Raw genomic sequence first — 23924 nt, 5'->3', positions numbered from 1 at the left:
TCAGGCCGGGACGGGCTCGTTCTCCGCCCACCGGCGCGCCGCCGGCGCACCCCGCCTGTCGCGCGCCAGCGGCGGCCGGCCCAGGATATGGTCCGCCGCCTTCTCGGCCATCATGATGATGGGCGCGTTCGTCGGCCCCCGCACCACGCGCGGCATCGCCGACCCGTCCACCACCCGCAGGCCTTGCACGCCGCGCACCCGCATCTGCGCATCGAGCACGGCATCGGGATCGGCATCGCCGCCCATCCTGCAGGTGCCCACCGGGTGGTGCAAGGTGATGGCGGTACGCCGGATGAAGGCATCGATGTCCGCGTCGCTCGTGGCCTGTGGACCGGGCGCCAGCTCCTCGGCGCGGAACGGCGCGAGCGGCGGCTGTTCGCCGATGGCCCGCATGATGCGCACCATCTGGCGCACGGCGCGCCTGTCGTAGTCGGTCGACAGGAAGTTCTGGCGGATCACGGCGGGAGCCGTCGGATCGCCACTGGCCAGCGAGACGCTGCCCCGGCTCTCGGGCGTGATGAAGACGCCCTTGATGGCAAACGCGTCGACGTAGGGCTTGAGCAACGGACCGAGGTGCGGGCCGGCGTCCATGGGCGCCGCGGCCAGCAGCAATTGCAGATCGGGCAGCGGCAAGTCGGAATGGCTGCGAACCAGGCCCACGGCAGCGGCGGGCACCTTGCTGGACAGGCCCGAGCCGAACATCCAGGTGCGCAGCAGATCGAAGCCGATGCGGTCCAGGCGTAGCGCCCGGTGCAGCGGCCCCGTTTCCTTGCGGCGCCAGCGCACGTCGCAAACCACGTGATCCTGCAGGTTGCGTCCCACGCCGGGCAGGTCGACGCGGGTCGCGATGCCGTGCCGGCCAAGCTCCGAGGCATCGCCGATGCCCGAGAGCATCAGCAACTGCGGCGAGTTGATCACGCCGCCCGCCAGCAGGACTTCACGCTCGCAGCGCACCTGCTCGCGGCGTCCGCCGCGCAGGACTTCGACGCCCACGGCGCGGCCCTGCTCCATCAGCACTTTCGTGGTCAGCGCGCCGGTCCACACCGTCACGTTGCCGCGCGCCACCGCGGGCCGCAGGTAGGCCGACGCCGCGCTCCAGCGGCGGCCGCGGCGGATGGTGGCCTGCATGGGGCCGAAGCCTTCGATGCTGGCGCCGTTGTAGTCGTCGTTTCGGGCATAGCCGGCCAGGTCGGTGGCGCGCAGGAAGGCGTCCACCAGCGGGTCCTCGTAATGCAACCGGGTCACGGTAAGCGGACCGTCGCCGCCCCGCAGGTCGCTCGCGCCCTCTTCCCACGATTCGCTGCGGCGGAAATACGGCAGCACGTCGTCGTAGGACCATCCCTCCAGTCCCAGGCCACGCGCCCAGTGGTCGTAGTCCTCGCGGGCGCCGCGCGCATAGGCCATGCCATTGATCGAGGTCGAGCCGCCCAGGACCTTGCCGCGCGCGCATTCGATGCGCCGGCCGTCCATGCCGGGCTCGGGCTCGGTGAAGTAACCCCAGTCGTACATCCGGTGCTTGAGGATCAGGCCCCAGGTCAGCGGAATGCGGATCACGGGCGATCGGTCCGGTCCGCCGGCCTCCAGCACCAGTATCTTCAGCGCCGGGTCGGCACCCAGCCGGTAGGCCAGCGTGCACCCCGCGGAGCCCGCACCCACGATGATGTAGTCGTAATGATTCATGTCATTTCCAAGCCGCTAGCGCATGTCGATCCAGGGCGCCGCGGATCCGGCTCCGCCGGTCCGCCAGCGCCGCCCCCCGGGGGGGCGCCCGAAGGGCGTAGGGGGGATTAATTCAGTTTCAGGTTGACGTTCTTGGTGTAGGTGAACTCCAGGAGCTCCTCGAAGCATTCCTCTCGGCCTATGCCCGATTGCTTCACGCCCCCGAACGGCGCGCCGATGAAGTGCTGGCTGGTGTTGTTGATCCAGACGTAGCCGGTATGGATGCGGCGAGCCGCCCGGTGCGCGGTGTCCAGGTCGCGGGTCCAGATCGAGCCAGTCAGGCCGAAGTCCACGGCATTGACGTCGGTCCACAATGCGTCCTCGTCGGACCAGCGGAACACCGACATGATGGGACCGAACACTTCCTCGCGCGCCAGCCGCATGTCGGGCCGCATGTCGGCGAAGATGGTGGGCTCGAAGAAGAAGCCGTCGCGCAGCGCGGGATCCTCGGGCTGCCGGCCGCCGGTCACCAGCCGTGCCCCCTCGTCCAGCGCGGATCGCACGAAGCCTTGCACCTTCTCGAGCTGCGCCCGGCTGACCAGCGATCCCATGGTCGTGGCGGGATCGGTCGGGATGCCCGGCCGGTGGCGCCTGGGCAGCAATTCCGCCACGCGCGCCAGGACCTCGTCGTGGATGCTTTCATGCAGGAACACGCGGCTGGTGGAGCCGCAGCTCTGGCCCGACCACGTGAAATTCATGCCGCCCACGATGCCGTCCACCAGCTTGTCGAGGTCCGCGTCCGGATAGGCCACCAGCGCATTCTTGCCTCCCAGCTCCAGCAGCACGGGCTTGAGCCCGTCGGCCGCGGTCTTCATGACCGACTTGCCGGTAGGCACGCCGCCGATCAACGTGATCTTGCGCACCAGCGGATGCTCGGCCAGGGCCTGCCCGCACTCGCGACTGCCGCACAGGAAGTTGACCACCCCCTTGGGAAACACGTGGCCGATCAGCTCGGCCAGCCGGATGATGGACAGCGGCGCCTGGTCCGGCGACTTGACCACCACCGTGTTGCCCGCCGCCAGCGGCGCCGCGAGGCGCATGGCGGCGAACATCAGCGGATGGTTGTAGGCGACGATGCGCCCCACGACCCCCAGCGGCTCGCGCACGGTGTAGTCCAGATAGCCGGGGCCCATCGGCAGGGTCTCGCCCTTGACCTCGGTCGCCAGGCCGGCGAAATACTCCAGGCTGTCGGCCGCGAAGTCCGCGTCCTTGGCCAGGATGGACACCGGATTGCCGTTGTTCAGCGCATCCAGCAGCGCCAGTTCCTGGGCATGGGCGCGCAGGATGTCCGCGGCCTGGCGCAGCATGCGGCCGCGCTCCCTGGGCGGCGTGGCCGCCCACGCGGGAAAGGCGACCTGGGCCGCCCGCACCGCGGCGTCGACGTCGCGCGCATCGGCGACCGGCGTATCGGCCAGGCGCTCGTCATACGCGGGATTGATGGTAGGCGCGTAGACGCCGGCCAGGGGTTCGTGCCAGGCTCCCCCATAGAAAAGCTGGCGGTGGGTCGGCAGGATGCCGGCGGGAATCTCGTGTGCGCGCATGGCGTCTCCGATAAGTCAGTACAGTCGGTTTTCATGGCCCTGTATCCCCGGGGCCGTCCCCTTGGGGGACGCCCGCAGGGCGTAGAGGGGTCAACTCCTGAGACGGACAGCGGCCGCTCGCAGCGCCTCGTAGTCCTTGCGAGCATCGGTCGACAGTTCCTTCATCGCGGCGGGGATCACCGCGTCCAGGTAGGCCTTGGCATCGGCCGGCGGCAGCTCGATCATCTCGCCGCCGCCCTTCTCCCAGATCGCGCGGGCCTCGGCCACGCGCGCATGCACGCGCGGACCGATCTCGGCGTCGGTCTTGCGGGCGGCCTGGCGCAGCGGCTGCTCCAGCGCACCTGCCGACTTCAGGAAGGTGGGGCTGACCAGCCCGACGATGGCGATATACGTGGACGGCAGCAGCGTCTGCGACTTGGCGACGTCGAAGTACTTCAGCGCCGAGGGAATGGGCGTGCCGGAATAGACGCCGTCCAGCGTCCCGTTCTGGAAGGCGGGCAGCACCTCGCCCAGCGACATCGACACCGGGTTGGCGCCCAGCTGCCGCAGCTGCGCGATCAGGATCGAAGAGCCGGGAACGCGGATCTTCTGCCCGGCCAGGTCCGACAGCTTGCGGATGGGCTTGCGCGAGACGATGCTGCACTGGGAATGCACCAGCGTGGTCAGCACCTCGACGCCCTTCTTCGAGGCGATGGACGCGAGCCTGGTCTTGACCTCGGGGTCGGCCAGCACCTTCATGCCATGGTCGATGCCGTCGAACAAGCCGGGCACGGCCAATGCGCCAAAGCGCGCGTCCAGGCCCTCGTACATGCCCGAGGCATTCAGCGCCATCTCGACGGTGCCCATGCTCACGCCCTCGATCGTGCGCTGCGCGGTGCCGAGCTGGCTGGCCGGGTACACCTGGCCCTTGACCTTGTTCTGCGTGGCCGCCTCCAGGTTGACCTTGTAGGCGTTCAGCCAGTCGACGCCCAGGTCGTCGGACGTGGTGGTGGTGAGCTTCATGACCAGGTTCTGCGCGCGGGCGACGGGCAGGAGCGCGAGCGCTCCCAGGCCGGCCAGATGCGCCAGGCATAGACGGCGATTCATGATGATGTCTCCAGTGGTGGGTGGCCGGCGGACGGCCTTCAGTTCAACAGCAAGCGCATGCCCCAGAGGGATATGTCCGGGATGTAGGTGATCAGCCCCAGCGCGATCAGGTAGATGACGACGAATGGCACGATCCCGCGGTAGATGCTTTCGAGCGGCAGCTTGAGCACGCTCTGCGCGACGAAGATGTTGATGCCGAAGGGCGGGTGGAACAGGCCAATGGACAGGTTCACCGTGATGATGATCCCGAAGTGCACCGGATCCACGCCGATGGCCGTGACCAGCGGCATCAGCAGCGGCGACAGCAGCAGGATGGCCGACAGCGGATCGATGAAGCAGCCCACCGCCAGCAGCAGCACGTTGATCGCCAGCAGCAGCGACCAGCCCGGCAGGTGCAGGTCGGTCAGCCACTGCACCAGCGCGGCGGGTACCTGGTGCACCGTCAGCAGCCAGCCGAACACGTTGGCGCAGGCCACGATGATCAGGATCTGCCCGGTGAACACCGCCGTCGTGCCGGCGCTAGCCAGGATGTCGCGCCAGGACAGCTCGCGGTAGAAGTAGCGCGCCACGACGATGGCGTACAGGCAGGCCACGGCGGCGGCCTCGGTGGGCGAGAACACGCCGCCGTAGATGCCGCCCAGGATGATCACGGGCGCGCCCAGCGCGCCCAGCCCGCGGGCCGCGGCGCGGCCGAAGGCCGCCCACGAAAAGCGCTCGCCGCCGCCGATGCGATGGCGCCGGGCATACCACATGACGTAGGCGCACAGCATGCCGGCCAGCAGCAGCCCGGGCAGCACGCCCGCGGCGTACAGCCGGGGAACCGACTGCTGCGCGGCCGCGCCATAGACGATCATCGGGATGCTGGGCGGGATGATGATGTCGATGGCCCCCACCGCCGTCAGCAACCCCGCCGAGAACTTCTCGGGATAGCCGTTGCGCCGCAGCGCGGGCAGCATCACCCGGCCGATGGTGGCGACGGTGGCCGCGCTCACGCCCGAGATCGCGCCGAACAGGGCCGAGGACCCGACGGTGGTCACCGCCAGGCTGCCGCGCACCGAGCCCACGCCCGCGTTGACGAAGCTCACCAGCCGGTCCGCCACCGATCCGCGGCCCATCAGTTCGCCGGCGAAGATGAAGAAGGGAATCGCCAGCAGCGCATAGGCGTCGATGGCGCCGAACAGGTTCTGGTGCAGGGCCGTGAGCGGCACGTCCATGAAGAACAGCAGCGCCACGCTGACCGACGCCAGCAGCACGAGGAAGATGGGAAAGCCCAGCAGGAGCAGGCCCAGGGGCAGGAAACCGAGCGCGAAACTCATGACAGCACCTCCTCGGCCTCGTCCACCGCCTCGGGCTGGCGCAGGCCGCTTCCGGCCACCCGCAACACCACGTCGAACAGGCCGACGACCACCATGGCGGCGAACGCCACCGCCACCAGTGAATGCGGGATCCACATCGGAATGTGGCCGTTCTCGCTCACGCTGCCGATCTGGTAGATGCGCCAGGCGTATTCCGACGAGATGAAACAGACGAAGCCGCACAGCACCACGGCCGCCAGCGCCTCCAGCGTCGACAGGAAGCGCCGCAATTCCATGGGAAAGTAGCGGTTCAGCACGTCCATGCGCAGATGCTGCCCGCGCACCGCCGCCACCGCCGAGCCGAAGAAGGCCAGCGCGGCCATCAGGTAGACCTGCAATTCGTCGGCGCCGGTGATCGAACGGCCGAACACATAGCGCGCCACCACATTGGCCACGTTGATCGCGACGGCCGCCAGCAGGGCGCTGGCCAGGGCCCGTTCGAGACTGGTGGCGGCGCCTTCCAGGCCGCGCAGGATGCGCCGCGCGCCGCCGGGCTGGGTACTGGACATGATGTCTCCTCTCGTTGTGGGGAGAGATCCTAGGTTGACGCCAACCATTCGTCTAATTCAAATATCTCCCTTATTGAATAGCCAATTGACTATGAATTGACGATCCCCCTCATGGCCCGCTTCGACCCCTACCTCACCTTGCAGAAACTCGAGGTCTTCTGCGTGGTGGCCGAACTGCAGAGCGTGACGCGTGCCGCGGACTACCTGTTCGTCACGCAACCCGTCGTCACCTCGCACATCCGCAGCCTGGAAGAAAAGCTGGGCACCACGCTGGTCCGCCGCGAAGGCCGGGGCATCGTGCTGACCGCCACCGGCCAGCGCGTCTACAAATGGGCGCAGGAGGTCGTCACCCGCACGCGCGAGCTGGAACGGGAACTGGGCGGCTCGACCGACCTCGCGCCGGGCCAGGCGGTGGTCGCCGCTTCAATGAGCGTGGGCACCTATCTGCTGAGCCAGTTAATCTGCGACTTCCAGGTACGGCGGCCCGACGGCCAGGTCCACGTATCGATCTCCAACCCGCAGGTGGCCCTGGAGGCCACGCGCGCAGGCGCCTGCGACTTCGCCGTCCTGATCATCGCGCCGACGCAGAACCTGGATGGCCTGGCGGTGCGCCCGCTGTGGGACGAGGACCTGCTGCTGGTCAGCGCTCCGGACAGCCGCTGGGTGGGCGACGAGGCGCGGCGCGAGGACATCTCGCGCCTGCCCTTCATCAGCACCGCCAACAGCACCGTCATGCAGCAGCTGGAGGAAGGGCAACTGCGCGCCAACGGCATCCCGTCCCGGCGCATCGTGCTCAACCTGGGCCACCCGGAAGCGCAGAAGGAAGCCGTGCGGCGCGACCTGGGCGTGTGCTTCTTCTCCAAGACCGCGGTGGAACGCGACCTGGCGCGCGGCGAGCTGCGCTGCGTACGGACACCCGGCCTCGCGCTGACATTGCCCCTTTACCTGGCCAGCCGCGAAGACAAGGAGTTCTCCGCCTTCCAACTGGCCCTGAAGCGGCACATCGAAGAAGCCCGACCGCCAGGACTCAAGCCTTTTCAGGGCAAGCCGGAACCTTAATTTGTTTTATATATAAGACGATGATTTATTAATGGAACATTTCTGATCCAGATCAAGGCACCGGCCGGCCGCCGCTCCTAGACTGGCAACTCCGTTTCCCACCATGCCGCAAGCAGGAGCTGCCATGAACGATCCCGTCGATACTCTGATCGATGCCGCCAAACCCACCCTCCGGCGCCCCGAGGGCATGAGCTTCGGCGACTGGATGAACTCGCGCTGCGTGCAGCGCTCCACCCGCAAGTACGACTGGAACGCCCTGAAGTTCCAGGCCGACCACGACCCCAAGTACGGCCGCGCCCAGATGCGCTATCTCGGCACCGGCGCCACCGGCGTCGCCAGCGATTCGAACACCGTGCCCGCCGTGCACTTCACCTTCTCGACCATGATCATCCCCGCCGGCCACGTCGGCCCGCTGCACCTGCACGAAGACACCGAGGAAGTCTTCTTCGTGCTGCGCGGCAAGGTCCGCATCATGTGCGAATCGAAGGAAGGCGAATACTGGGAGATCGAAGCCGGCGAACGCGACCTGATCTCGGTCCCGCCCGGCGTCTACCGGGGCGAGGTCAATATCGGCGACGAAGAGGCGCTGATGTGCGTGATGCTGGGCTCGCCCAAGCCGCAGACGCCGACCTACAAACCGGACGATCCGTTGTCGCGGATCAAGCGCTAGGAACGCGCCGGCCAAGCCGGCGCCACGCCCTCGACCCAGTCCAGGAACGCCTTGACGGCGGGTTTGCAATAGGCCCGCTCGGTGCACACCGCGTAGTAGTCCAGGCCATCGCGCGCCTCCCAGGACGTTGCGCGCACCAGACGGCCGATGGACTCGGCGTCGGCCACCAGCGATGAACGGCTGATGGCCACCCCCAGCGACGCCTCCGCGGCCGCGAGCATCGAGGCAGAGTCGTTGAAATCGATGCGCTGGTCGCCGTGCGGCAGTTCGTCCAGCCCCTCCACCCGCAGCGATGCGTCGTCCCGTTCGATATTGCGCAGCAGCGGTACGCGCGGGCGTGCCGCCGGATCGCGCAGTTGTTCGCGGATCGCGGACGTGCACACCGGTACGATGCAGTCCCGCGTCAGGCGCAGCGCGCGACAGTCCGGCCAATCGCCGCCCCCCAGCCGGACCGAGACGTCCACGCCCGAGCTGGCGATGTCGGCGAAATAGCGATGGATGTCCAGGCTCAGGTGAATGTGCGGATGGGCTTCGGTGAAACCCGCCAGGCGGGGAATCAGGACGCGCAGCGCAAAGCTGCGCGCCACCGAAAGCACCAGGGTCTGGCGCTCGGCCCGCAGCGTGAGCCGGCCTATGCCCGCGCCCAGCGTCTCGAAGCCGCGACGGGTGAAGTCATAAAGCAGCTCCCCTTCCTGCGTGAAACGCAGTCCGCGCGCGTGGCGCTCGAACAGGCGCACGCCCAGGTGGTCTTCCAGCGCGCGGATCTGGCGGCTCAGGGCCCCCTGCGTGATCCCGAGCTCCTCGGCCGCGCGCACCAGGTTCAGATGGCGCGCCGAGACGTCGAAGGCCAGCATGAGGCGCGTCGACGGCAGCCGTGCCAAGAGCGCGGAGGACGAGAGCGGGGAGGCGGAGCCGGAAGTCATCAGTGCAGCCGGATGTCGGCTTCCTTCAACAAGGTCTTGTACTTGGCGACTTCGCGGCCGACGAACTCCTTGGCCTGGGCCGGCGTCGTCTGCATGGGCACACCGGCCGTGTCGAGCAGTTTTTTGGCGATGTCCGGCTGCCGCATGGCCTGCTGGACCAGGGCGTTGACCTTCTGGATCACCGGCTCGGGCGTGCCGCTGGCGGCGAACATCCCGAACCAGCTTTCGACGTTGAACGACGACACCTCGGGAGCTTCGCGAATCGTGGGCACCTGCGGCAGCGGCGGATAGCGTTCGGGCAACGCCATGCCCAGCATCTTCAGTTCGCCGCGGTCGACGAAGCCGCGGATGGAGCCCGGACTGGCATAGGTCATGGTCACCCGTCCCGTCGCCACTTCCAGGGTGGCCTGCGGCGCGCCGCTGTAGGGCACGTGCCGGGCCTCGATGCCGGCCATCTTGTTGAAGACCTCGCCGGTCACGTGCTGGATGGTGCCCACGCCACTCGAGGAAAAGGTCAGTTCGCCCGGATGCTTGCGAGCGTAGGCAATCAACTCGGAGACGCTGTTCGCCGGAAAATCCCGCTTCACGACCAGCACGTTGGGCGCGGTGGTAACCATGCTGACGGGCGTCAGGTCCCGGCTGGTGTCGTAGTCGACTTCCTTGTTGATGACGGGATTGATCACGATCTCGCCTGCGGCACAGACCAGGAAGGTATAGCCATCGGCGGGAAAGCCCAGCACGTGCTTGATGGCGATGATGCCCCCCGCGCCCGGCTTGTTCTCGACCACGACCTGCTGGCCCAATTGCTCGGACACGTAGCGTCCGATCATGCGCGCGGCCACGTCCACCGCGCCGCCGGCGGCATAGGGAACGACAAAACGCAGCGGCCGGGTGGGATAGGCGTCCGCCGCCATCGAGGGGAAGGCCGCCAGCGCGATGGCCATGGCCGGCAGCCACCGCGCCAGCCGGTAAACAGTCTTGATCGGGTACATGAGGATTCCTCTGCCTTGTATGTATTGGAAAAACTCGCGGCAACCGCCGCGCTGCCTGACTGTGTCTCCCTGCTCTTCGATGCGCGGCCAAGGCCTCCAGAAGGCCCCGGCCGCGCCGGATTCACGCGAGCGTCCCGTAGCCGCCCGCTCCCGGCGTGCACACCCGCAGGACGTCGTTCCTGCGCAGCCGGATTTCCGCCGCCGCCGGCGGCAGGCGCCGCTCTCCGGACGTACCCGGATTCAGGATGAATTCCCCCAGGGCGCCGTCGGCCCCGCCGGCCATGCCGGCGGCCGGCACGTTCTGGCGCTCGGACGACAGGCTCAGCACCGTATCGTCACCCAGCGCGCGATAGTCGCGCACCACGCCCTGGCCGCCGCGGTGGCGTCCCGCGCCGCCCGAGCCCCTGCGCAGCGCATAGCGCTCGATCAGAAACGGGTAGGCGTGTTCCAGCGCCTCCACCGGCAGGTTGGACGAACCCGAGGCGTGCACCCGCACGGCGTCGACGCCCGGCTGGTAGGCCCGCGCGCCCATGGCGCCGGCGATGGTCTCGTAGTTCACGTAGTAGCCGCCGGTGCGCGGATCGGTACCCGCCAGGACGATCAACTGGTGCGGCCCGCAGCCGGCCAGGGCCCGCTCGGGCATGGCCTGCGACAGCGCGGCGGCGATCGCGTCACCGAGCACCGCGCATGAAATCGAACGCGCGCCGACCGCCGCCGGCGACACCGGGCCGACCACCGAGCCCGCCGGCGCGCTGATGTCCATGGTCCGGAAATAGCCGGAGTTGGCGGGTACGTCGGGATCGAGCAGGCTCTTGACCACGGTGTAGACCGTGGCCACCAGCGCCCGCAGCGGAATGTTGCGCGCCGCCGCCAGTTGCGGCGCGGACCCCGCGAAATCAAAGCCCAGCTTGCCTTCACCCACGGTCAGGACGAGGCGTATCGCGGACTTCTCTCCCTCTTCGACGCCGTCCAGATACTCGCAAGCCTCGTAGCGGCCGGGCGGCACCTTGGCGATTGCTGCGGCAAAGCGGCGTTCGGTGAAATCCAGATAGGCAGCCATGATGGCCTGCGTCTGCGCCACGCCGTAGCGCTCGAACAGTGTCTGCACGCTGCGCTGGCCTACCGTGTTGGCGGCGATCTGCGCACGCAGGTCGCCCGCCCGTTCATCCGGCGTGCGCGAATTCAGCATCAGGATGTCGAACACGTCACGGTTGACCTGGCCCGCGCTGACGATGCGCACGGGCGGAATGCGCAGTCCTTCCTGGAAGATGGACTGGCAGACCGCGGCCTCGGAACCCGGCACCATGCCGCCCACGTCCGCGTGGTGGGCGATGCAGGCCACATAGGCCACGATCTCCCCCTCGATGAAGACGGGCGAGATGACATTGATGTCGGGCAGGTGCGAACCGCCGCCGTTGTAGGGATCGTTGGCCAGGAACATGTCGCCCGGCCGGATCTCCTGACGGGGGAACCGTTCGAGCACGGCCTGTACCACGCCCACCATCGAGCCCAGGTGGATCGGCACGCGCTGGGGCAGCGCCACGACATTGCCGAGATGGTCGAACACCGCGGTCGAACAATCGCCGCGCTCCTTGATGTTGGGAGAGAACGCGGTGCGCATCAGCGCGGCGCTCATTTCCTCGGTCACGCCCAGCAGATAGCGGGCGACGACCTCGGCACGGATGGGATCGACGGAAATCATCAATGGGCTTCCTTGCCCGGTGCGCCGGGCGTGAGATCGATGTGCAGGCTGCCGTCCGCGCCGACGCGGGTCGACGAGCCGGGCGGAATGACCGTGGTGGTGTCCATCTGCTCGACGATGGCCGGCCCGTCCAGGCAGGCGCCGGCCAGCAGGTCGTCCCGCTGCAGCACGGGCGTGTCGACGAAGCCGGTCGCGGCGAACCACACGCGGCGCGTGGGCGCGCCGGCTACGGGATCGGTCCGCGCGTCGTGCCGGGCGATGGCCGCGACCTGCAGGCGTTCGCGGGCAATGACCACCGACACGCGCAGGTTGACGACTTCCACTCCTTGCGCACGCATGTCGTAGCCGTACAGATCCGCATGCCGGGCATGATAGGCGTCGACGGCACGGGCCAGCGCGGCCTCGTCCAGTTCGCCGGCGGCAATGTCCAGGATCAGTTCGGCGTTCTGGCCCAGGTAGCGCAGGTCGAGCTGCCAGAGCCGCGCGACGCCGGACATGTCATGGCCTACCCCCTCGGAGGCAAGCCAGTCGTCCGCGCGTCGCGCCAGTTCCCGCAGGCCCGCGTTCAGGGACGGCAGCCTGTCGGGCGTGGCCGGCACCAGACGGGTAAGAGAGAAATCGCCCTGTCTGTCGGACTGGAGCAGGCCCTGCGCCGACATCAGCCCGGGACGCGGCGGAACGATGACATGGCGCATGCCCGCCATCGCGGCGACGTCGGCCGCATGCAGCGGTCCGGCCCCGCCGAAGGCGACCAGCGCATAATCGCGCGGATCCTCGCCCTGCTCGACGGAAATCACGCGCACCGCGCCCGTCATGTTGGCGTTGGCGATCTCCAGTATGCCGATGGCGACTTCCTCCGCGCCGCGGCCCATGGCGGTGGCCACCTCATCGCGGATGGCCTGCGCCGCCAGTTCCGGATGCATGGACATGCGCCCTCCCAGCAGCGCGACCGGGCTCAGCCGGCCCAGCAGCACGTTGGCGTCGGTGACCGTGGGCCTGGTGCCGCCGCGTCCGTACGAGGCCGGACCCGGATAGGCGCTGGCGCTCTTGGGACCGACCTTGAGCAGCCCGCCCGCATCCAGCCAGGCCAGGCTGCCGCCGCCCGCCCCGATGGTATGGATGTCCAGGGTGCGGGTGCGCACGGGAAAGCCTCCCATGTCGCGCTCGCTCTTCATTGCCGGCCGGCCGTCGCGAATCAGGCAGACATCGGTGCTCGTGCCGCCCATGTCGAAGGTAATGAGGTTGCGCACGCCGCAGGCCTCGCCCAGCGCCGCCGTGCTGACGACGCCTCCCGCCGGGCCCGAGAAGAAAGTATTGATGGGACGCTGCCGCACGGTCTGCGTCGTGACCGCGCCGCCGTTCGATTGCATCACGTGGGGCGCCGAGCGCACGCCCAGGTCGCGCACGCCCATCTCGAAGCGTTGCAGGTAGTCGTCCATCACCGGCATCAGGCTCGCGTTGACGACGGTGGTGATGAAACGCTCGTACTCGCGGAACTCGGGCAGCACTTCGGACGAGACGCTCACGTATGCGTCGGGCCAATGCTGGGCGACCAACTGGCGCGCGCGCGCTTCGTGAGCGGCGTTCTGGTAGGCGTGCAAGAAGCAGATGGCAACCGTTTGCACGCCGCGGCCGCGCAGCTCGTCTATCGCGCGCAGTACCTCCTCGTCGCGCAACGGCGTGACGACCTCGCCGCCGGCGGCGATGCGCTCCGCCACTTCGGCGCGGCAGTCGTCGGGCACCGGTGGCGTCGGCTTGGGCACGTCCAGGTTGAAGTAGTGGGGGCGGCGCTGTCGCGCGAGGCTCAGTACGTCGCCGAAGCCTTGCGTGGTGATCAAACCCGTCCGCGCCCACTGTCCTTCCAGCACGGCATTGGTCGCCAGCGTGGTGCCCAGCACCAGGAATCCGACCTGCGCGGGGTCGACCGCCGCCAGGCTCATGATCTCGGCAATGCCGTTCAGTATCCCCTGCGCGGGATCCGCCGTCAGCGTGGGCACCTTGTGATAGTGCCAGCGGCCGCCGCCCGTATCGCCCAACACCAGGTCGGTGAATGTGCCGCCCGTGTCGATGCCTATCCAGTATTCGCTCATTCCTTCCTCGGCAAGGACCGCGGATCGGTCCTGTCGGCAGGACTATGAGCTTGCTAGACTATTACGACAATTGGATATTTATTTACCATTCATAGGCGATACGTATGAATTTCAAGCTGCGGCAACTCGAAGGTTTCGTGGCCGCCGCGGAGACCGGCGCGTTCAGCAAGGCCGCGGACCGGCTGGCCATGACCCAGCCCGCCTTCTCGCAACTCATACGCGAACTCGAGGCCATGGTGGGCGTGCGCCTGTTCGAGCGAACCACGCGGCGCATGGAGCTGACCGAAGGCGGGCGCCTGCTGCTGGCGCAGGTCAAGCGTCCGCTGGACGACCTGCAGCACGCCTATGCCAACCTGCGCGAGCTGGCCGGCGGCGAAAGCGGGACCGTGACCTTCGCCGTCCTGCCTTCGTCGGCATTCGGCCTCGGAACCCGCGCGATCGCCCAGTTGCGCGAGCGCTTTCCCAAGGTCCAGGTACGCCAGATCGAGGACCAGAACGACCTCCTGATCGACAAGGTGCTCCAGCGCGAAGTGGAGTTCGGCCTGGGCATGTACTCGCACGAGATTCCGGCGCTGCGGTTCGACTTCATGTTCACCGACGAACTGGTCGCCATCCTGCCCGCCGGCCATGCCCGCGCGCGCGCCCGCCAGATCGGCTGGCCCGAGCTTGCCGCGATGCCGCTGGTGCTGCTGCCCGCGCCGTCCAGCGTCAGGCGGCTGGTCGATGCGGGACTGGCGCAGGCCGGCAGCCATCGCGCGCCGGCCTTCGAGGTGGTGAACATGGTCACGGCCCTGAGCATGGTGCGCGAAGGCCTGGGCGTGACCGTGCTGCCCCGCGTCGGCCTGGAAGCCATGAACCTGGCCGGACTGGTGCACCGGCCCATCGGCCCGCCCAGGCCCCAGCGGCAGATGGGCATCCTGCGCCGGGTGGACCGCCCCCTGTCGGCCGCCGCCGAGACGCTGATCGGTTTCCTGCACGGGCAGGCCGGAGAGGTCGCCCGCGCCGCGGCGCGCGGCCAACGCGGTATGTCCTGAGGTCATGGCTCGCGCACCGAAAAATCGATAGGCGCGCAAAGTCGCGCTGACTATGCTGCCGGACATTCCCCGCATTTGTCCGAGCCCGCCATGACAACCGTTACCGACATGTCCCCCTTTGCCGCCCTGCGCGCCCGCTTCCCCGGCACCGCCCAGCGCGCCCACCTGGACGTGGCCAGCCGCAGCCTGATTCCCGCCAGCAGCCTGGATATCGCCCAGGCCCACCTGCTCGAACGCGTGAACGGCGTCATCGACAAGGACCGCTACTTCGGCCTGGTCGAGACGGTGCGCCAGTCCTTCGCGCGCCTGGTCAACGCCGATCCGATCGAGATCGCCATGACCAAGAACGTGTCCGAAGGCCTGAACATCGTCGCGGCCTCCATCGACTGGCGGCCCGGGGATGAAGTCATCCTGTGCTCCGACATCGAACACCCCAACAACCTCTATACCTGGCGCAACCAGGAACGGCTGGGCGTGGTGGTGCGCGACCTGCCGTCGCCCGACGGACTGTTCCCGCTGCAGGCCGCGCTCGATCGGCTGGGCGAGGGATCGCGCGTGCGCGTGGTGACCGTGTCCGCCACCTCGTTCAAGCCGGGGCTGCGCACCGACCTGCATGCGCTCGGCCGGGCCTGCCGCGCCGCCGGCGCGCACCTGGTCGTGGATGCGGCGCAGGCCGCCGGCATCACGCACCTGGACGTCGAGGCCATGGGCATCGACGCGCTGGCGGCCAGCACGCAGAAGGGACTGTGCTCGCTGTACGGCATGGGGCTGCTGTATGTGCGCCGCGCTTTTGCCGAGTCGTTGACGCCGCCCTACCTGGCGCGCTTCGGCGTCACCATCGCCGCGACCCACGAAGCCGATTACGACAAGGGTCCCATCCACTACAAGGCCGGCGCCCAGCGCTTCGATGTGGGCAACTACAACTTCCTGGCGTCGGCGCTCGTGGCCGATACCCTGTCCATGTTGCTCGCGTGCGGCACGCCCGCGATCGACCGACACGTCACGGCACTGGCCACCTCGCTCGCCGACGGCCTGACCGAGCGCGGCTGCGGCGTGGTGCGGCCCGCGGGCGCCATCATGGCCAACATGGTGTGCCTGCGCATCCCCGGCGGCGGCCCCGCGTCGGCCGAACTGCAACGCCATCTCCAGGAGCACCGGGTACAGGCCGCCGTCCGGCGCGACCTGCTGCGATTCTCCATCCATGCCTACAACGACCGGTCGGACATCGACCGCGCCGTGGCCGTGACCGCGCAGTGGCATGAGCGCCAGTCCCGCGTCTGATCGCGCGCCCGTCGCCGGGGCCGGACGCCCCATCGACCTGCGCAGCGATACCGTCACGGAGCCCACCGAGGCCATGCGCGAGGCGATGCGCATGGCCGTCGTCGGCGACGACGGGCTGGACGGCGACCCGACCGTGCGCGAACTGGAGGCGGTGGGCGCCGCAGCCATGGGCAAGGAAGACGCCCTGTTCGTGACCAGCGGCACCATGGGCAACCTGGTGGCGGCCCTGGTACACGCGGGCAGAGGGGGCGAGGCGCTGGTCGATGAACACGCGCACGTGGCCCGTTCCGAGGGAGGCGGCATCTCGCGCCTGGCCGGCCTGATGTGCACGGCGGTCCGATCGCGTGACGGCATGATGGACCTCGACGCGCTGGCGGCCTCGATGCGCGGCGACTATTCCCGCCACGGCGCGCCCACGGCGATGGTGGTGGTCGAAACGAGCCACAACCATGCGGGCGGCCGCGCCCTGCCCCTGCCCTACCTCGCCGCCGTGAGCGAACGCGCGCGGGCAGCCGGCGCGGCCGTCCATATCGACGGCGCGCGGATCTTCAATGCGGCGCTTGCGCAGGGCGTCCCGCCCGCGGCCATCGCCGCGTTCGGCGACACGGTGACGTTCTGCCTGTCCAAGGGCCTGAGCGCGCCCATGGGCTCGATCCTGGCGGGTTCCCGCGACTTCGTCGTCCGGGCGCGCAGCTATCGCCGCATGGTCGGCGGCGGCCTGCGCCAGGCCGGCTGTGTCGCCGCCGCGGGCCTGGTCGCCTTGCGCGACATGCTCGGACGGCTGGCCGACGACCACCGGCGGGCGCACGTCTTATGGGCGAGCCTGCGGACACCAACTCCGGCGCTGGTCGGAAATGCGCCGGACACGAACATCGTGCTCGTCCACCTGGGCGCCTCAAACCCTGGCGGGGCGACCGCCTGCGCCGCGCGGCTGTCCGCCCGGGGAATACTCGTACGCCCCCGCGATGCCGATACCCTGCGGATCGTGATCCATCGGCACATCGACGACGATGCGATTCGAGTCGCCGCAGCGGAGATCGCCCTCGCCACCAGGTCCGAACACTAGGCGCGCGCGCCTTCGCCCTGCCGGCGCCGCGGCGAAGCGCGTGGCACTTCGTCCAGCGCCGGCAAATCCGCCGCCGTGGCCCGCAACAACCCCCGCAGCCAGGAAATGGCCGGATCCCGCTCCTGATACTTATGCCATTGCAGATTCTCCGCAAAACGGGGAATCGCAATCGGACAAGGCACCACCCGCAGCGGAAAGCGCGCCGCCATGTGGCGCGCCAGCCGGGTCGGCAGGGTCGCGATGCGCGGCGTGCCTACCAGCAGTTCCGGCACCAGGGTGAAATTGGGGGCGATCACGTCCTGCCGGCGCTGGCGCCGGCCGCGCGACAGCATCTTCGCGTCATAGGTGATGCGCCGCCCGCCGCCCCATTCGACGCCCACATGCGTCGCGTCGAAATACGCCTCGCTCGACAAATCGAAGTCCGGCGCGAAACGCGCTTCACACAGCAGGCAGGAAAACGTGTCCTCGAACAGCGGTTCCGCCGGGTGCCCCCCCACGACCGCGAACTCCGGCGCGATCAGCAGCTCGATTCCGCCGCTGTCCAGGTGCTCGGGCGTCTGCGGGCTGATCGCCCGCAGGTCGAACTGCATCAGCGGCGCCAGCCTGGCCGCGCGCCGCACCACTTCGGCCAGCAGCACCGTGATGACGTAGTCCGAGGATTCGATCGTGAAGCGGCGCGTGGCCGTGGCCGGATCGAAGGTGGGCCGGGCACGCGTCACGGTCTGGATCTGCAGCAGCACGTCGCGCACGGGCTTGACCAGCTGCTCGGCCAGCGGGGTCGGCACCAGGGTCTTGCCCACCGGCACCAGCAGTTCGTCGTCGAAATACTCGCGCAGGCGCCCCAGCGCCAGGCTGGTCGCGGGCTGGCTCAGGAAGAGGCGCTCGGCGGCGCGGCTCACGCTGCGGGTGGCCAGCAGGGCGTCCAGCACCACCAGCAGGTTCAGGTCCAGCTTGTTGAAGCGCATGGCTCATCCATTTACCGAGCAAATGGTTCGAATTTAAACAATTAACTTTACGTCTGTCGACAGGGTCGCCACCATGCGAGGCATGCGGCTCGGAGCCGCCATGACGAGAAAGCTGGAGACGAGCAATGCAGTGGGATGTGATCGTGGTCGGTGGCGGCCCGTCGGGGTTGACCATGGCCGCCGAACTGGCCGGCTCGGGAGCGAGGACCCTGGTCCTGGAACGACGCACCGAAGGCGTGCAGTCGCGCGCCGGCACCCTGCTGCCGCGCGTGCTGGAACTGTTCGATGCGCGCGGCATCGCCGACCGCTTCATCCGGCGCACGCGCGACATCAGCCCCTACCCGTTCCGCCCTTCGCACATCTGGGCGGGTTTCCATCCCATCGAGTGGCATTACCTGGAGACCCGCTACGGTTTCACGCTGGGCCTGCCGCAGAACCTGACCGAGGAAATCCTGTGGACCTGGGCCGAGGAAAGCGGCGCCGAGATCCGGCGCGGCGTCGAAGCCCGGGTCGTGCGGCAATCCGCGGACGGAGTCGAGGTGGACGTCGGTGGCGGGGACGGCACGGCGACCACGTTGCGCGCCCGCTACCTGGTCGGCGCCGACGGCGGCCGCAGCGTCGTGCGCAGCCAGGCCGGGCTTCCCTTCGACGGCCGCGGCGGCTCGTTCCGCGGCATCGTGATCGATGCCGAACTGGACGCGCCCTGGCCCGGCGGCCGCATCAACGTCGACAACGAGATGGGCTGGGTGCGCGGCTACGCCTTCGGCGCCGGCATCACCCGCTTCAACATCGTGCACCGCGACCGGCGGCATGCGGCCAAGGACGAACCCGTCACCCTGGAAGAAGCCCTGCAATGCATACGCGACGTGCACGGCACCGACTATGGCATCCGCGGCCATCGCTGGGCGTCGCGCTTCGACGACCAGATGCGCGCCGTGCCCACGCTGCGCAGCGGCCGCGTATTCCTGGTGGGCGAATCGGCGCGCATCCACTACCCCGCCAGCGGCGTGGGCATGAATTTCTGCCTGCAGGACGCCTTCAACCTGGGCTGGAAGCTGGCCCACGTCGTGCAGGGCCACAGCGACGCCGCGATCCTGGACAGCTATGACGAGGAGCGCCTGCCGGTCATGCGCGACCTGCTCGACAGCGTCGCGACCCAGTGCGCGCTGCAATTCAATTTCGAGCCCGAGGGCGTGGCGCTGAAGCGGCGCATGCAGCGCGAGTACATTCCGCTGCCCGACGTGCAGCGCAAGCTGGTGCGCGAACTGTGCGGCCTGACCCGGCCCTATCCCGCGCCGCCGGGCAGCCATCCGCTGGCCGGGCAGCACGCGCCGGACATCGACCTGGTCGCGCTGGACGGCCAATCCGTGCGCCTGGCCGAGCTGCTGCGCGAACGGCGCTTCGTGCTGCTGGACCTGGAAGGCTACAGCAACCAGTATGCAAGCCTGCCGCTGGACGCACTGCCCGTGCGTTGCGTGCAGGCGCGCCTGGGCCGCGCGCCCGCCGCGCTGGCCGACGTCAAGGGAATGCTGGTGCGGCCGGACGGCTACATCGCCTGGGCCGGCACGTCCGTGCAACAGGCCGGCGATGTACGCGCCGAACTGGCCCGCTGGCTGCGCGGGGCCCGGGCATGACCCGCCGCACGCTCATCCGCCAGGGCTGGATCGTCAGCGTCGATCCCCAGGTGGGCGACCTGCGCCAGGGCGACTTGCTGATCGAGGACGGCCGCATCGCCGCGATCGCCCCGCAACTGACGGTGGAGGATGCCGAACAGCTCGACGCCCGGGGCATGATCGTCCTGCCCGGCTTCGTCGACACGCATCGCCATACCTGGCAGACCTGCGTGCGCCACCGCTACGCCGACATCGATCCGCAGATCTATTTCGCCGAGATGCTGGGCGCCAAGGGCGCGGCCTTCCGCGCCGAGGACGTCTATGCGGGCACGCTGCTGGGCGCGGTGTCGGCGCTGGACGGCGGCATCACGACCATGATGGACTGGTCGCACGTGCAGAACAGCCCCGAGCACAGCGACGCCGCCGTCCAGGCGCTGCGCGACGCCGGCCTGCGGGCCGTGTTCGGCCACGGCTGGCCGCTGGTCGAAGGCGCGAGCTGGATGTTCGACAGCCAGCGCGGCCATCCGCAGGACATTCGCCGGCTGCGCCGCGAATTCTTTTCCTCGGACGACCAGTTGCTGACGCTGGCCATGGCGGCGCGCGGCCCGGAGATGGCCCGCCGCGAAGTCTGGCTGGACGACCTGCGCCTGGCGCGCGAACTGGGCCTGCGCTCCAGCATCCACATGGGCGCCTACGCGCGCAACGCGCCGATACGCGCGATCGCGCAGATGCACGCCGAAGGCGCGCTGGGCCCGGACCTGACCTTCGTGCACTGCTGCTTCTGCGGCCGCGACGAGATCGCGATGATGGCCGATGCCGGGGTGACCGCCTCGCTGGGCGTGCATTGCGAGATGAACGCCCAGGGCATCGGCGACATTCCCTTCGACCGCCTGCTGGCCGCCGGCATCCGGCCCAGCCTGAGCGGCGATACCGAGACCAAATGCGCGGGCGACATGTTCACCCAGATGCGCCACGCCTTCGCCTACTACCGGTCGTGGATGGGCGGCGGCCACTCGCGCGTGCCCGATGCCCCCGCCACGCTCACGCTGCGCGACGTGCTGGAGTTCGCCACGCTGGCCGGCGCGCGCGCCACCGGCCTGGACCACAAGACCGGTTCGCTGACGCCCGGCAAGCAGGCCGACATCGTACTGATACGCGGCGACGATCTGAACTTGACGCCCGTATCGGACGCGGTAGGCGCCGTGGTGCTGGCCGCCCACCCCGGCAATGTCGACACCGTGTTCGTGGCCGGCCGCGCCGTCAAGCGCGCGGGGCGACTGCTGCATATCGACGTCGAGGCGCTGCGGCGGCGGGCACGGGCCTCGCAGGCCCACGTACTGGAGCTGCCGGCATGACGGCTGCGCCGGTCGTGCCGCTGGACGCGGACCTGGCCCGCATCGTGGCCGCCCTGCGCGCGCAGAATGCCCCGCCGCCCTTCGCCGGCAGCGCGCCCGAGGCTCGCCAGCGCATGGCGCGCGCCATCCTGGCCGCGCGCGAACGCCACGGCCTGCCCGAAGTGGGCGCCGTGCGCGACCTGGACGACGCCCCGGTTCCCGGCCGCGTCTATCGGCCTGCCACGGCGGGCCCGCACGCCACCGTGGTCTTCTTCCACGGCGGCGGCTTCGTGCTGGGCAGCGTCGAGCTGATGGACGACATCGCGCGCAAGCTGTGCCGCGACCTGGACGCGGTGGTCGTCTCGGTGGACTACCGGCTGGCGCCCGAGCATCCCTACCCGGCCGCGCACGACGATGCCCTGGCCGCCACCCGGTGGGTACAGGCGCATGTCCGCGAACTGGGCGGCGATCCGGCCCGCGTGGCCGTGGCCGGCGAAAGCGCGGGCGCCAACCTGGCCGCCAGCGCCGCCCTGCTGTGCCGCGACGCCGGCCGGCCTCTGGCGGCGCAGTTGCTGGTCGTGCCCGGGCTGGACATGGCCCGCGACACCCTGCGGCTGGAGGCGGACGGCCGCGACTATCCGATGTTGTCCCCCGCCGACCTGCGCGACATCGCCCGCCTGTACATGGGCGAACGCGCCGGGGAGGCCGCCGCGTTTCCGCCTTCGCCGCTGCGCGCCGCCAACCTGGGCGGGCTGCCTTCCACCGTCATCGCGGTGGCCGGGCACGACCCGCTGCAAGGCGAAGGCCTGGCCTACGCCGACCGGTTGCGCGGCGCCGGCGTGCCCGTCACGCTGCTGCGCCACGACGACATGTTCCACCCGTTCCTGGGCTTCTTCGAAGCCTCGGCCGCGGCACGCCGCGCCAACGACGATATCTGCCGGGCATTCCGCGCCTGCCTGGCATCCCTTTCCCAGGCCGGGGCCATGTCCCCCGGCCATGTAGCCCCCCAAGAGGACCCACGATGAGACACGCCAAGCAACTGATCGCCGGAGCGCTGGCCGCGCTGCTCGGCATGGCCTGCCCGCTGCAGGCGGGCGCGCAGCAGCCCTACCCCAACAAGCCCATCCACGTGGTGTTCCCCTATCCCACCGGATCGCCCATCGATGCCATCGGCCGCCTCATCGCCGATCGGGCCGGCAAGCTGCTGGGCCAGCCGCTGGTGTTCGAGAACCGCGGGGGCGCCAACGGCATCGTCGGCACCAGCTATGCGGCGCGCATGGCGCCCGACGGCTACAACATCCACCTGACCACCACCTCGGCCCTGCTGCTCAACAGCTACCTGCGCAAGGACCTGCCCTACGAGCCGCTCAAGAGCTTCACGCCCATCACCGCCGTGGCCGACCTGCCCGTCGCGCTGATGGTCAGCGCCAAGGTGCCGGCCAACACCACGCGTGAGTTCGTCGACTACCTGAAGCGCAATCCCGGCAAGCTCAATTTCGCCAGCGTCGGCAACGGCTCGTTCAACCATCTGTTGGGCGAACAGTTCAAGGCCGCCGCCGGGGTCGACATGCTGCACGTGCCCTACCAGGGCGCGGGCCAGATCGCCATGGAACTGCTGGCCGGCCGCCTCGACGCCACCATCCTGAGCGTGGGCAGCCTGCTCGGGCAGTGGAAGGCAGGACAGATCAAGGTGCTGGCCTTCATGACGCCCAAGCGCCATCCGCTGCACCCCGACGTGCCCGCCATCACCGAAGACTTTCCCGACTTCCGCCCCTTCGGCAACTGGATGGGATTCGTCGCGCCCGCGGGCACGCCCGCGCCCATCGTCGCCAAGCTGGCGGACACCTTCCGGGCCGTGGTCCAGCAGCCCGACGTGCGCGCCAAGATCGAGGAACAGCACTGGAGCGTGATCGGCAGCAGCCCCGAAGCCTTCGCCGCCTCGCTGCGCGACGACACCGCCATCCTGCGCGCGGCCGTCGACATGGCGGGCGTCAAGCCGGAATAGGAGCACGCCGATGCGCGCCTCTGCCTTGACGATCCATCTCGAACGCCGCGCCGCCGTGCATTCGGTGGACTGCTTCGTGTACTCGGTGCCCGACCTGGCCGAGGCCGAGCGCTTCTACCTGGCCTTCGGCCTGGACGTGCGGCGCCGGGCCGGCCATCTCGAGCTGCGCACGCACGGCCATCCCCACGTGTGGAGCCGCCTCCACGAAGGGAGCGCGACCAAGCGCCTGCAGTACGTGCGCTACGGCATCCACGCGCGGGACCTGGACGAGATGCGCACGCGCATCGAGGACGCCGGCCTGCGGACCGAGCCGCACGACTTGTCGGACGGCCAGGGCCTGTGGCTGCGCGATCCGGACGGCACGCCGCTGCAACTGGTGGTGGCGGACAAGGTCTCGCCCGCCGCCAAGAGCCCGCCCACCCCCGTCGCCCCGGTCCCGCCCGGCCAGGGCGCCGCGCCGGCCCGCAGCCGCGTGCAGCCGGTGCGGCCGCGCCACCTGTCGCACGTCCTGTTCTTCACGCCCGACGTCACGCGCATGGTGGACTTCTGCCGGACCATCCTGGGCCTGCGCGTGTCGGATCATTCCGGCGATCTCATCGCCTTCATGCACGGCATCCACGGCAGCGACCACCACCTCGTGGCCTTCGCCAAGTCGCACGCGCGCGGCCTGCATCACTCGAGCTGGGACGTCGGCAGCCTGGACGAGGTCGGGCGCGGCTCCGAACAGATGCGCATCGCCGGCTACCAACAGGGCTGGGGGGTCGGCCGGCACGTGCTGGGCTCGAATTACTTCTACTATGTACGCGACCCCTGGGGCAGCTGGGCCGAATACTCGTACGATATCGACTACGTTCCGGCCGGACTGGACTGGCCCGCCGCCGACCATCCGCCCGAGGACTCGCTCTACGTCTGGGGTCCGCCCCTGCCGGCCGACTTCATCACCAACCAGGAATACCCCGGCTGACGGGGCAACGAGACAC

20 protein-coding genes are annotated in these 23924 nt (G+C 69.2%); 10 read left to right on the top strand and 10 right to left on the bottom strand.

The features are described 5' to 3' along the window. The 5 genes from N5K27_RS03055 to N5K27_RS03035 form a co-directional block, all read right to left on the bottom strand. Entirely contained in the window at positions 1-1680 is a 1680-nt protein-coding gene (locus N5K27_RS03055) for a choline dehydrogenase (protein WP_087838281.1), read from the bottom strand. Positions 1681-1787: 107 nt separating this feature from the next. Next, positions 1788-3260: an aldehyde dehydrogenase family protein gene (locus tag N5K27_RS03050; protein WP_279814598.1), complete on the bottom strand. Its 1473-nt coding sequence runs from the start codon at positions 3258-3260 to the stop codon at positions 1788-1790. A gap of 90 nt (positions 3261-3350) precedes the next feature. Further along, positions 3351-4346, bottom strand: coding sequence for a TRAP transporter substrate-binding protein (locus tag N5K27_RS03045; protein WP_087838283.1), 996 nt, complete (start codon positions 4344-4346; stop codon positions 3351-3353). A gap of 38 nt (positions 4347-4384) precedes the next feature. Continuing rightward, a complete protein-coding gene (locus tag N5K27_RS03040; RefSeq protein WP_130356806.1) occupies positions 4385-5662 on the bottom strand; it encodes a TRAP transporter large permease in 1278 nt (425 codons plus the stop codon). After that, complete coding sequence (locus N5K27_RS03035) at positions 5659-6210, bottom strand: TRAP transporter small permease subunit (RefSeq protein WP_279814593.1); 552 nt, start codon at positions 6208-6210, stop codon at positions 5659-5661. The genes N5K27_RS03040 and N5K27_RS03035 overlap by 4 nt, the downstream gene beginning before the upstream one ends. Positions 6211-6321: 111 nt before the next feature. On the opposite strand from N5K27_RS03035, the gene N5K27_RS03030 reads away from it, so the two are divergent. Then, on the top strand, positions 6322-7269 hold the full coding sequence (locus N5K27_RS03030; RefSeq protein WP_279814591.1) for a LysR family transcriptional regulator: 948 nt from the start codon (positions 6322-6324) through the stop codon (positions 7267-7269). A gap of 187 nt (positions 7270-7456) precedes the next feature. Then, positions 7457-7939: a cupin domain-containing protein gene (locus N5K27_RS03025; protein ID WP_242621428.1), complete on the top strand. Its 483-nt coding sequence runs from the start codon at positions 7457-7459 to the stop codon at positions 7937-7939. On the opposite strand, the gene N5K27_RS03020 is transcribed toward N5K27_RS03025, so the two are convergent. The 4 genes from N5K27_RS03020 to N5K27_RS03005 all read right to left on the bottom strand — a co-directional run bounded on the left by N5K27_RS03020 (position 7936) and on the right by N5K27_RS03005 (position 13646). Further along, entirely contained in the window at positions 7936-8862 is a 927-nt protein-coding gene (locus N5K27_RS03020) for a LysR substrate-binding domain-containing protein (protein ID WP_130356802.1), read from the bottom strand. The genes N5K27_RS03025 and N5K27_RS03020 overlap by 4 nt on opposite strands. After that, positions 8862-9854, bottom strand: a complete 993-nt coding sequence (locus tag N5K27_RS03015; RefSeq protein ID WP_132979133.1) for a tripartite tricarboxylate transporter substrate binding protein — start codon at positions 9852-9854, stop codon at positions 8862-8864. Before N5K27_RS03015 ends, N5K27_RS03020 begins: the two co-directional genes overlap by 1 nt. 121 nt (positions 9855-9975) lie before the next feature. After that, entirely contained in the window at positions 9976-11556 is a 1581-nt protein-coding gene (locus tag N5K27_RS03010) for a hydantoinase B/oxoprolinase family protein (protein WP_279814587.1), read from the bottom strand. Continuing rightward, positions 11556-13646, bottom strand: coding sequence for a hydantoinase/oxoprolinase family protein (locus N5K27_RS03005; RefSeq protein WP_132979134.1), 2091 nt, complete (start codon positions 13644-13646; stop codon positions 11556-11558). Before N5K27_RS03005 ends, N5K27_RS03010 begins: the two co-directional genes overlap by 1 nt. 104 nt (positions 13647-13750) lie before the next feature. Here N5K27_RS03005 and N5K27_RS03000 point away from each other — a divergent pair, with 104 nt between their 5' ends. From N5K27_RS03000 to N5K27_RS02990, 3 genes are all read left to right on the top strand, one after another. Continuing rightward, the gene (locus N5K27_RS03000) at positions 13751-14680 is read left to right on the top strand and encodes a LysR family transcriptional regulator (protein WP_132979135.1); all 930 of its coding nucleotides are present in this window, start codon (positions 13751-13753) and stop codon (positions 14678-14680) included. Between the two features lie 90 nt (positions 14681-14770). Then, complete coding sequence (locus tag N5K27_RS02995) at positions 14771-15961, top strand: aminotransferase class V-fold PLP-dependent enzyme (protein WP_132979136.1); 1191 nt, start codon at positions 14771-14773, stop codon at positions 15959-15961. Continuing rightward, a complete protein-coding gene (locus N5K27_RS02990; RefSeq protein ID WP_279814580.1) occupies positions 15939-17027 on the top strand; it encodes a GntG family PLP-dependent aldolase in 1089 nt (362 codons plus the stop codon). Before N5K27_RS02995 ends, N5K27_RS02990 begins: the two co-directional genes overlap by 23 nt. On the opposite strand, the gene N5K27_RS02985 is transcribed toward N5K27_RS02990, so the two are convergent. Further along, positions 17024-17992, bottom strand: coding sequence for a LysR family transcriptional regulator (locus N5K27_RS02985; RefSeq protein ID WP_279814579.1), 969 nt, complete (start codon positions 17990-17992; stop codon positions 17024-17026). The two genes, N5K27_RS02990 and N5K27_RS02985, sit on opposite strands and share 4 nt — an antisense overlap. Before the next feature lie 125 nt (positions 17993-18117). On the opposite strand from N5K27_RS02985, the gene N5K27_RS02980 reads away from it, so the two are divergent. From N5K27_RS02980 to N5K27_RS02960, 5 genes are read left to right on the top strand one after another with little or no spacing between them, the layout of a single operon-like run. Then, the gene (locus N5K27_RS02980) at positions 18118-19626 is read left to right on the top strand and encodes an FAD-dependent monooxygenase (RefSeq protein ID WP_279814577.1); all 1509 of its coding nucleotides are present in this window, start codon (positions 18118-18120) and stop codon (positions 19624-19626) included. Continuing rightward, entirely contained in the window at positions 19623-20960 is a 1338-nt protein-coding gene (locus tag N5K27_RS02975) for an amidohydrolase family protein (protein ID WP_087838289.1), read from the top strand. Before N5K27_RS02980 ends, N5K27_RS02975 begins: the two co-directional genes overlap by 4 nt. Next, complete coding sequence (locus tag N5K27_RS02970; protein ID WP_087838290.1) at positions 20957-21964, top strand: alpha/beta hydrolase; 1008 nt, start codon at positions 20957-20959, stop codon at positions 21962-21964. The genes N5K27_RS02975 and N5K27_RS02970 overlap by 4 nt, the downstream gene beginning before the upstream one ends. Beyond that, entirely contained in the window at positions 21961-22944 is a 984-nt protein-coding gene (locus tag N5K27_RS02965) for a tripartite tricarboxylate transporter substrate binding protein (protein WP_087838291.1), read from the top strand. Before N5K27_RS02970 ends, N5K27_RS02965 begins: the two co-directional genes overlap by 4 nt. Positions 22945-22954: 10 nt before the next feature. Further along, positions 22955-23908, top strand: coding sequence for a VOC family protein (locus N5K27_RS02960; protein ID WP_087838292.1), 954 nt, complete (start codon positions 22955-22957; stop codon positions 23906-23908). Positions 23909-23924 lie beyond the last annotated feature (16 nt).

Origin of the sequence: Pigmentiphaga sp. GD03639, assembly GCF_029845405.1 — a bacterium.
Taxonomy (GTDB): Bacteria; Pseudomonadota; Gammaproteobacteria; order Burkholderiales; family Burkholderiaceae_B; genus Pigmentiphaga; species Pigmentiphaga daeguensis.
This window is presented reverse-complemented; position numbering and strand designations above follow the sequence as displayed.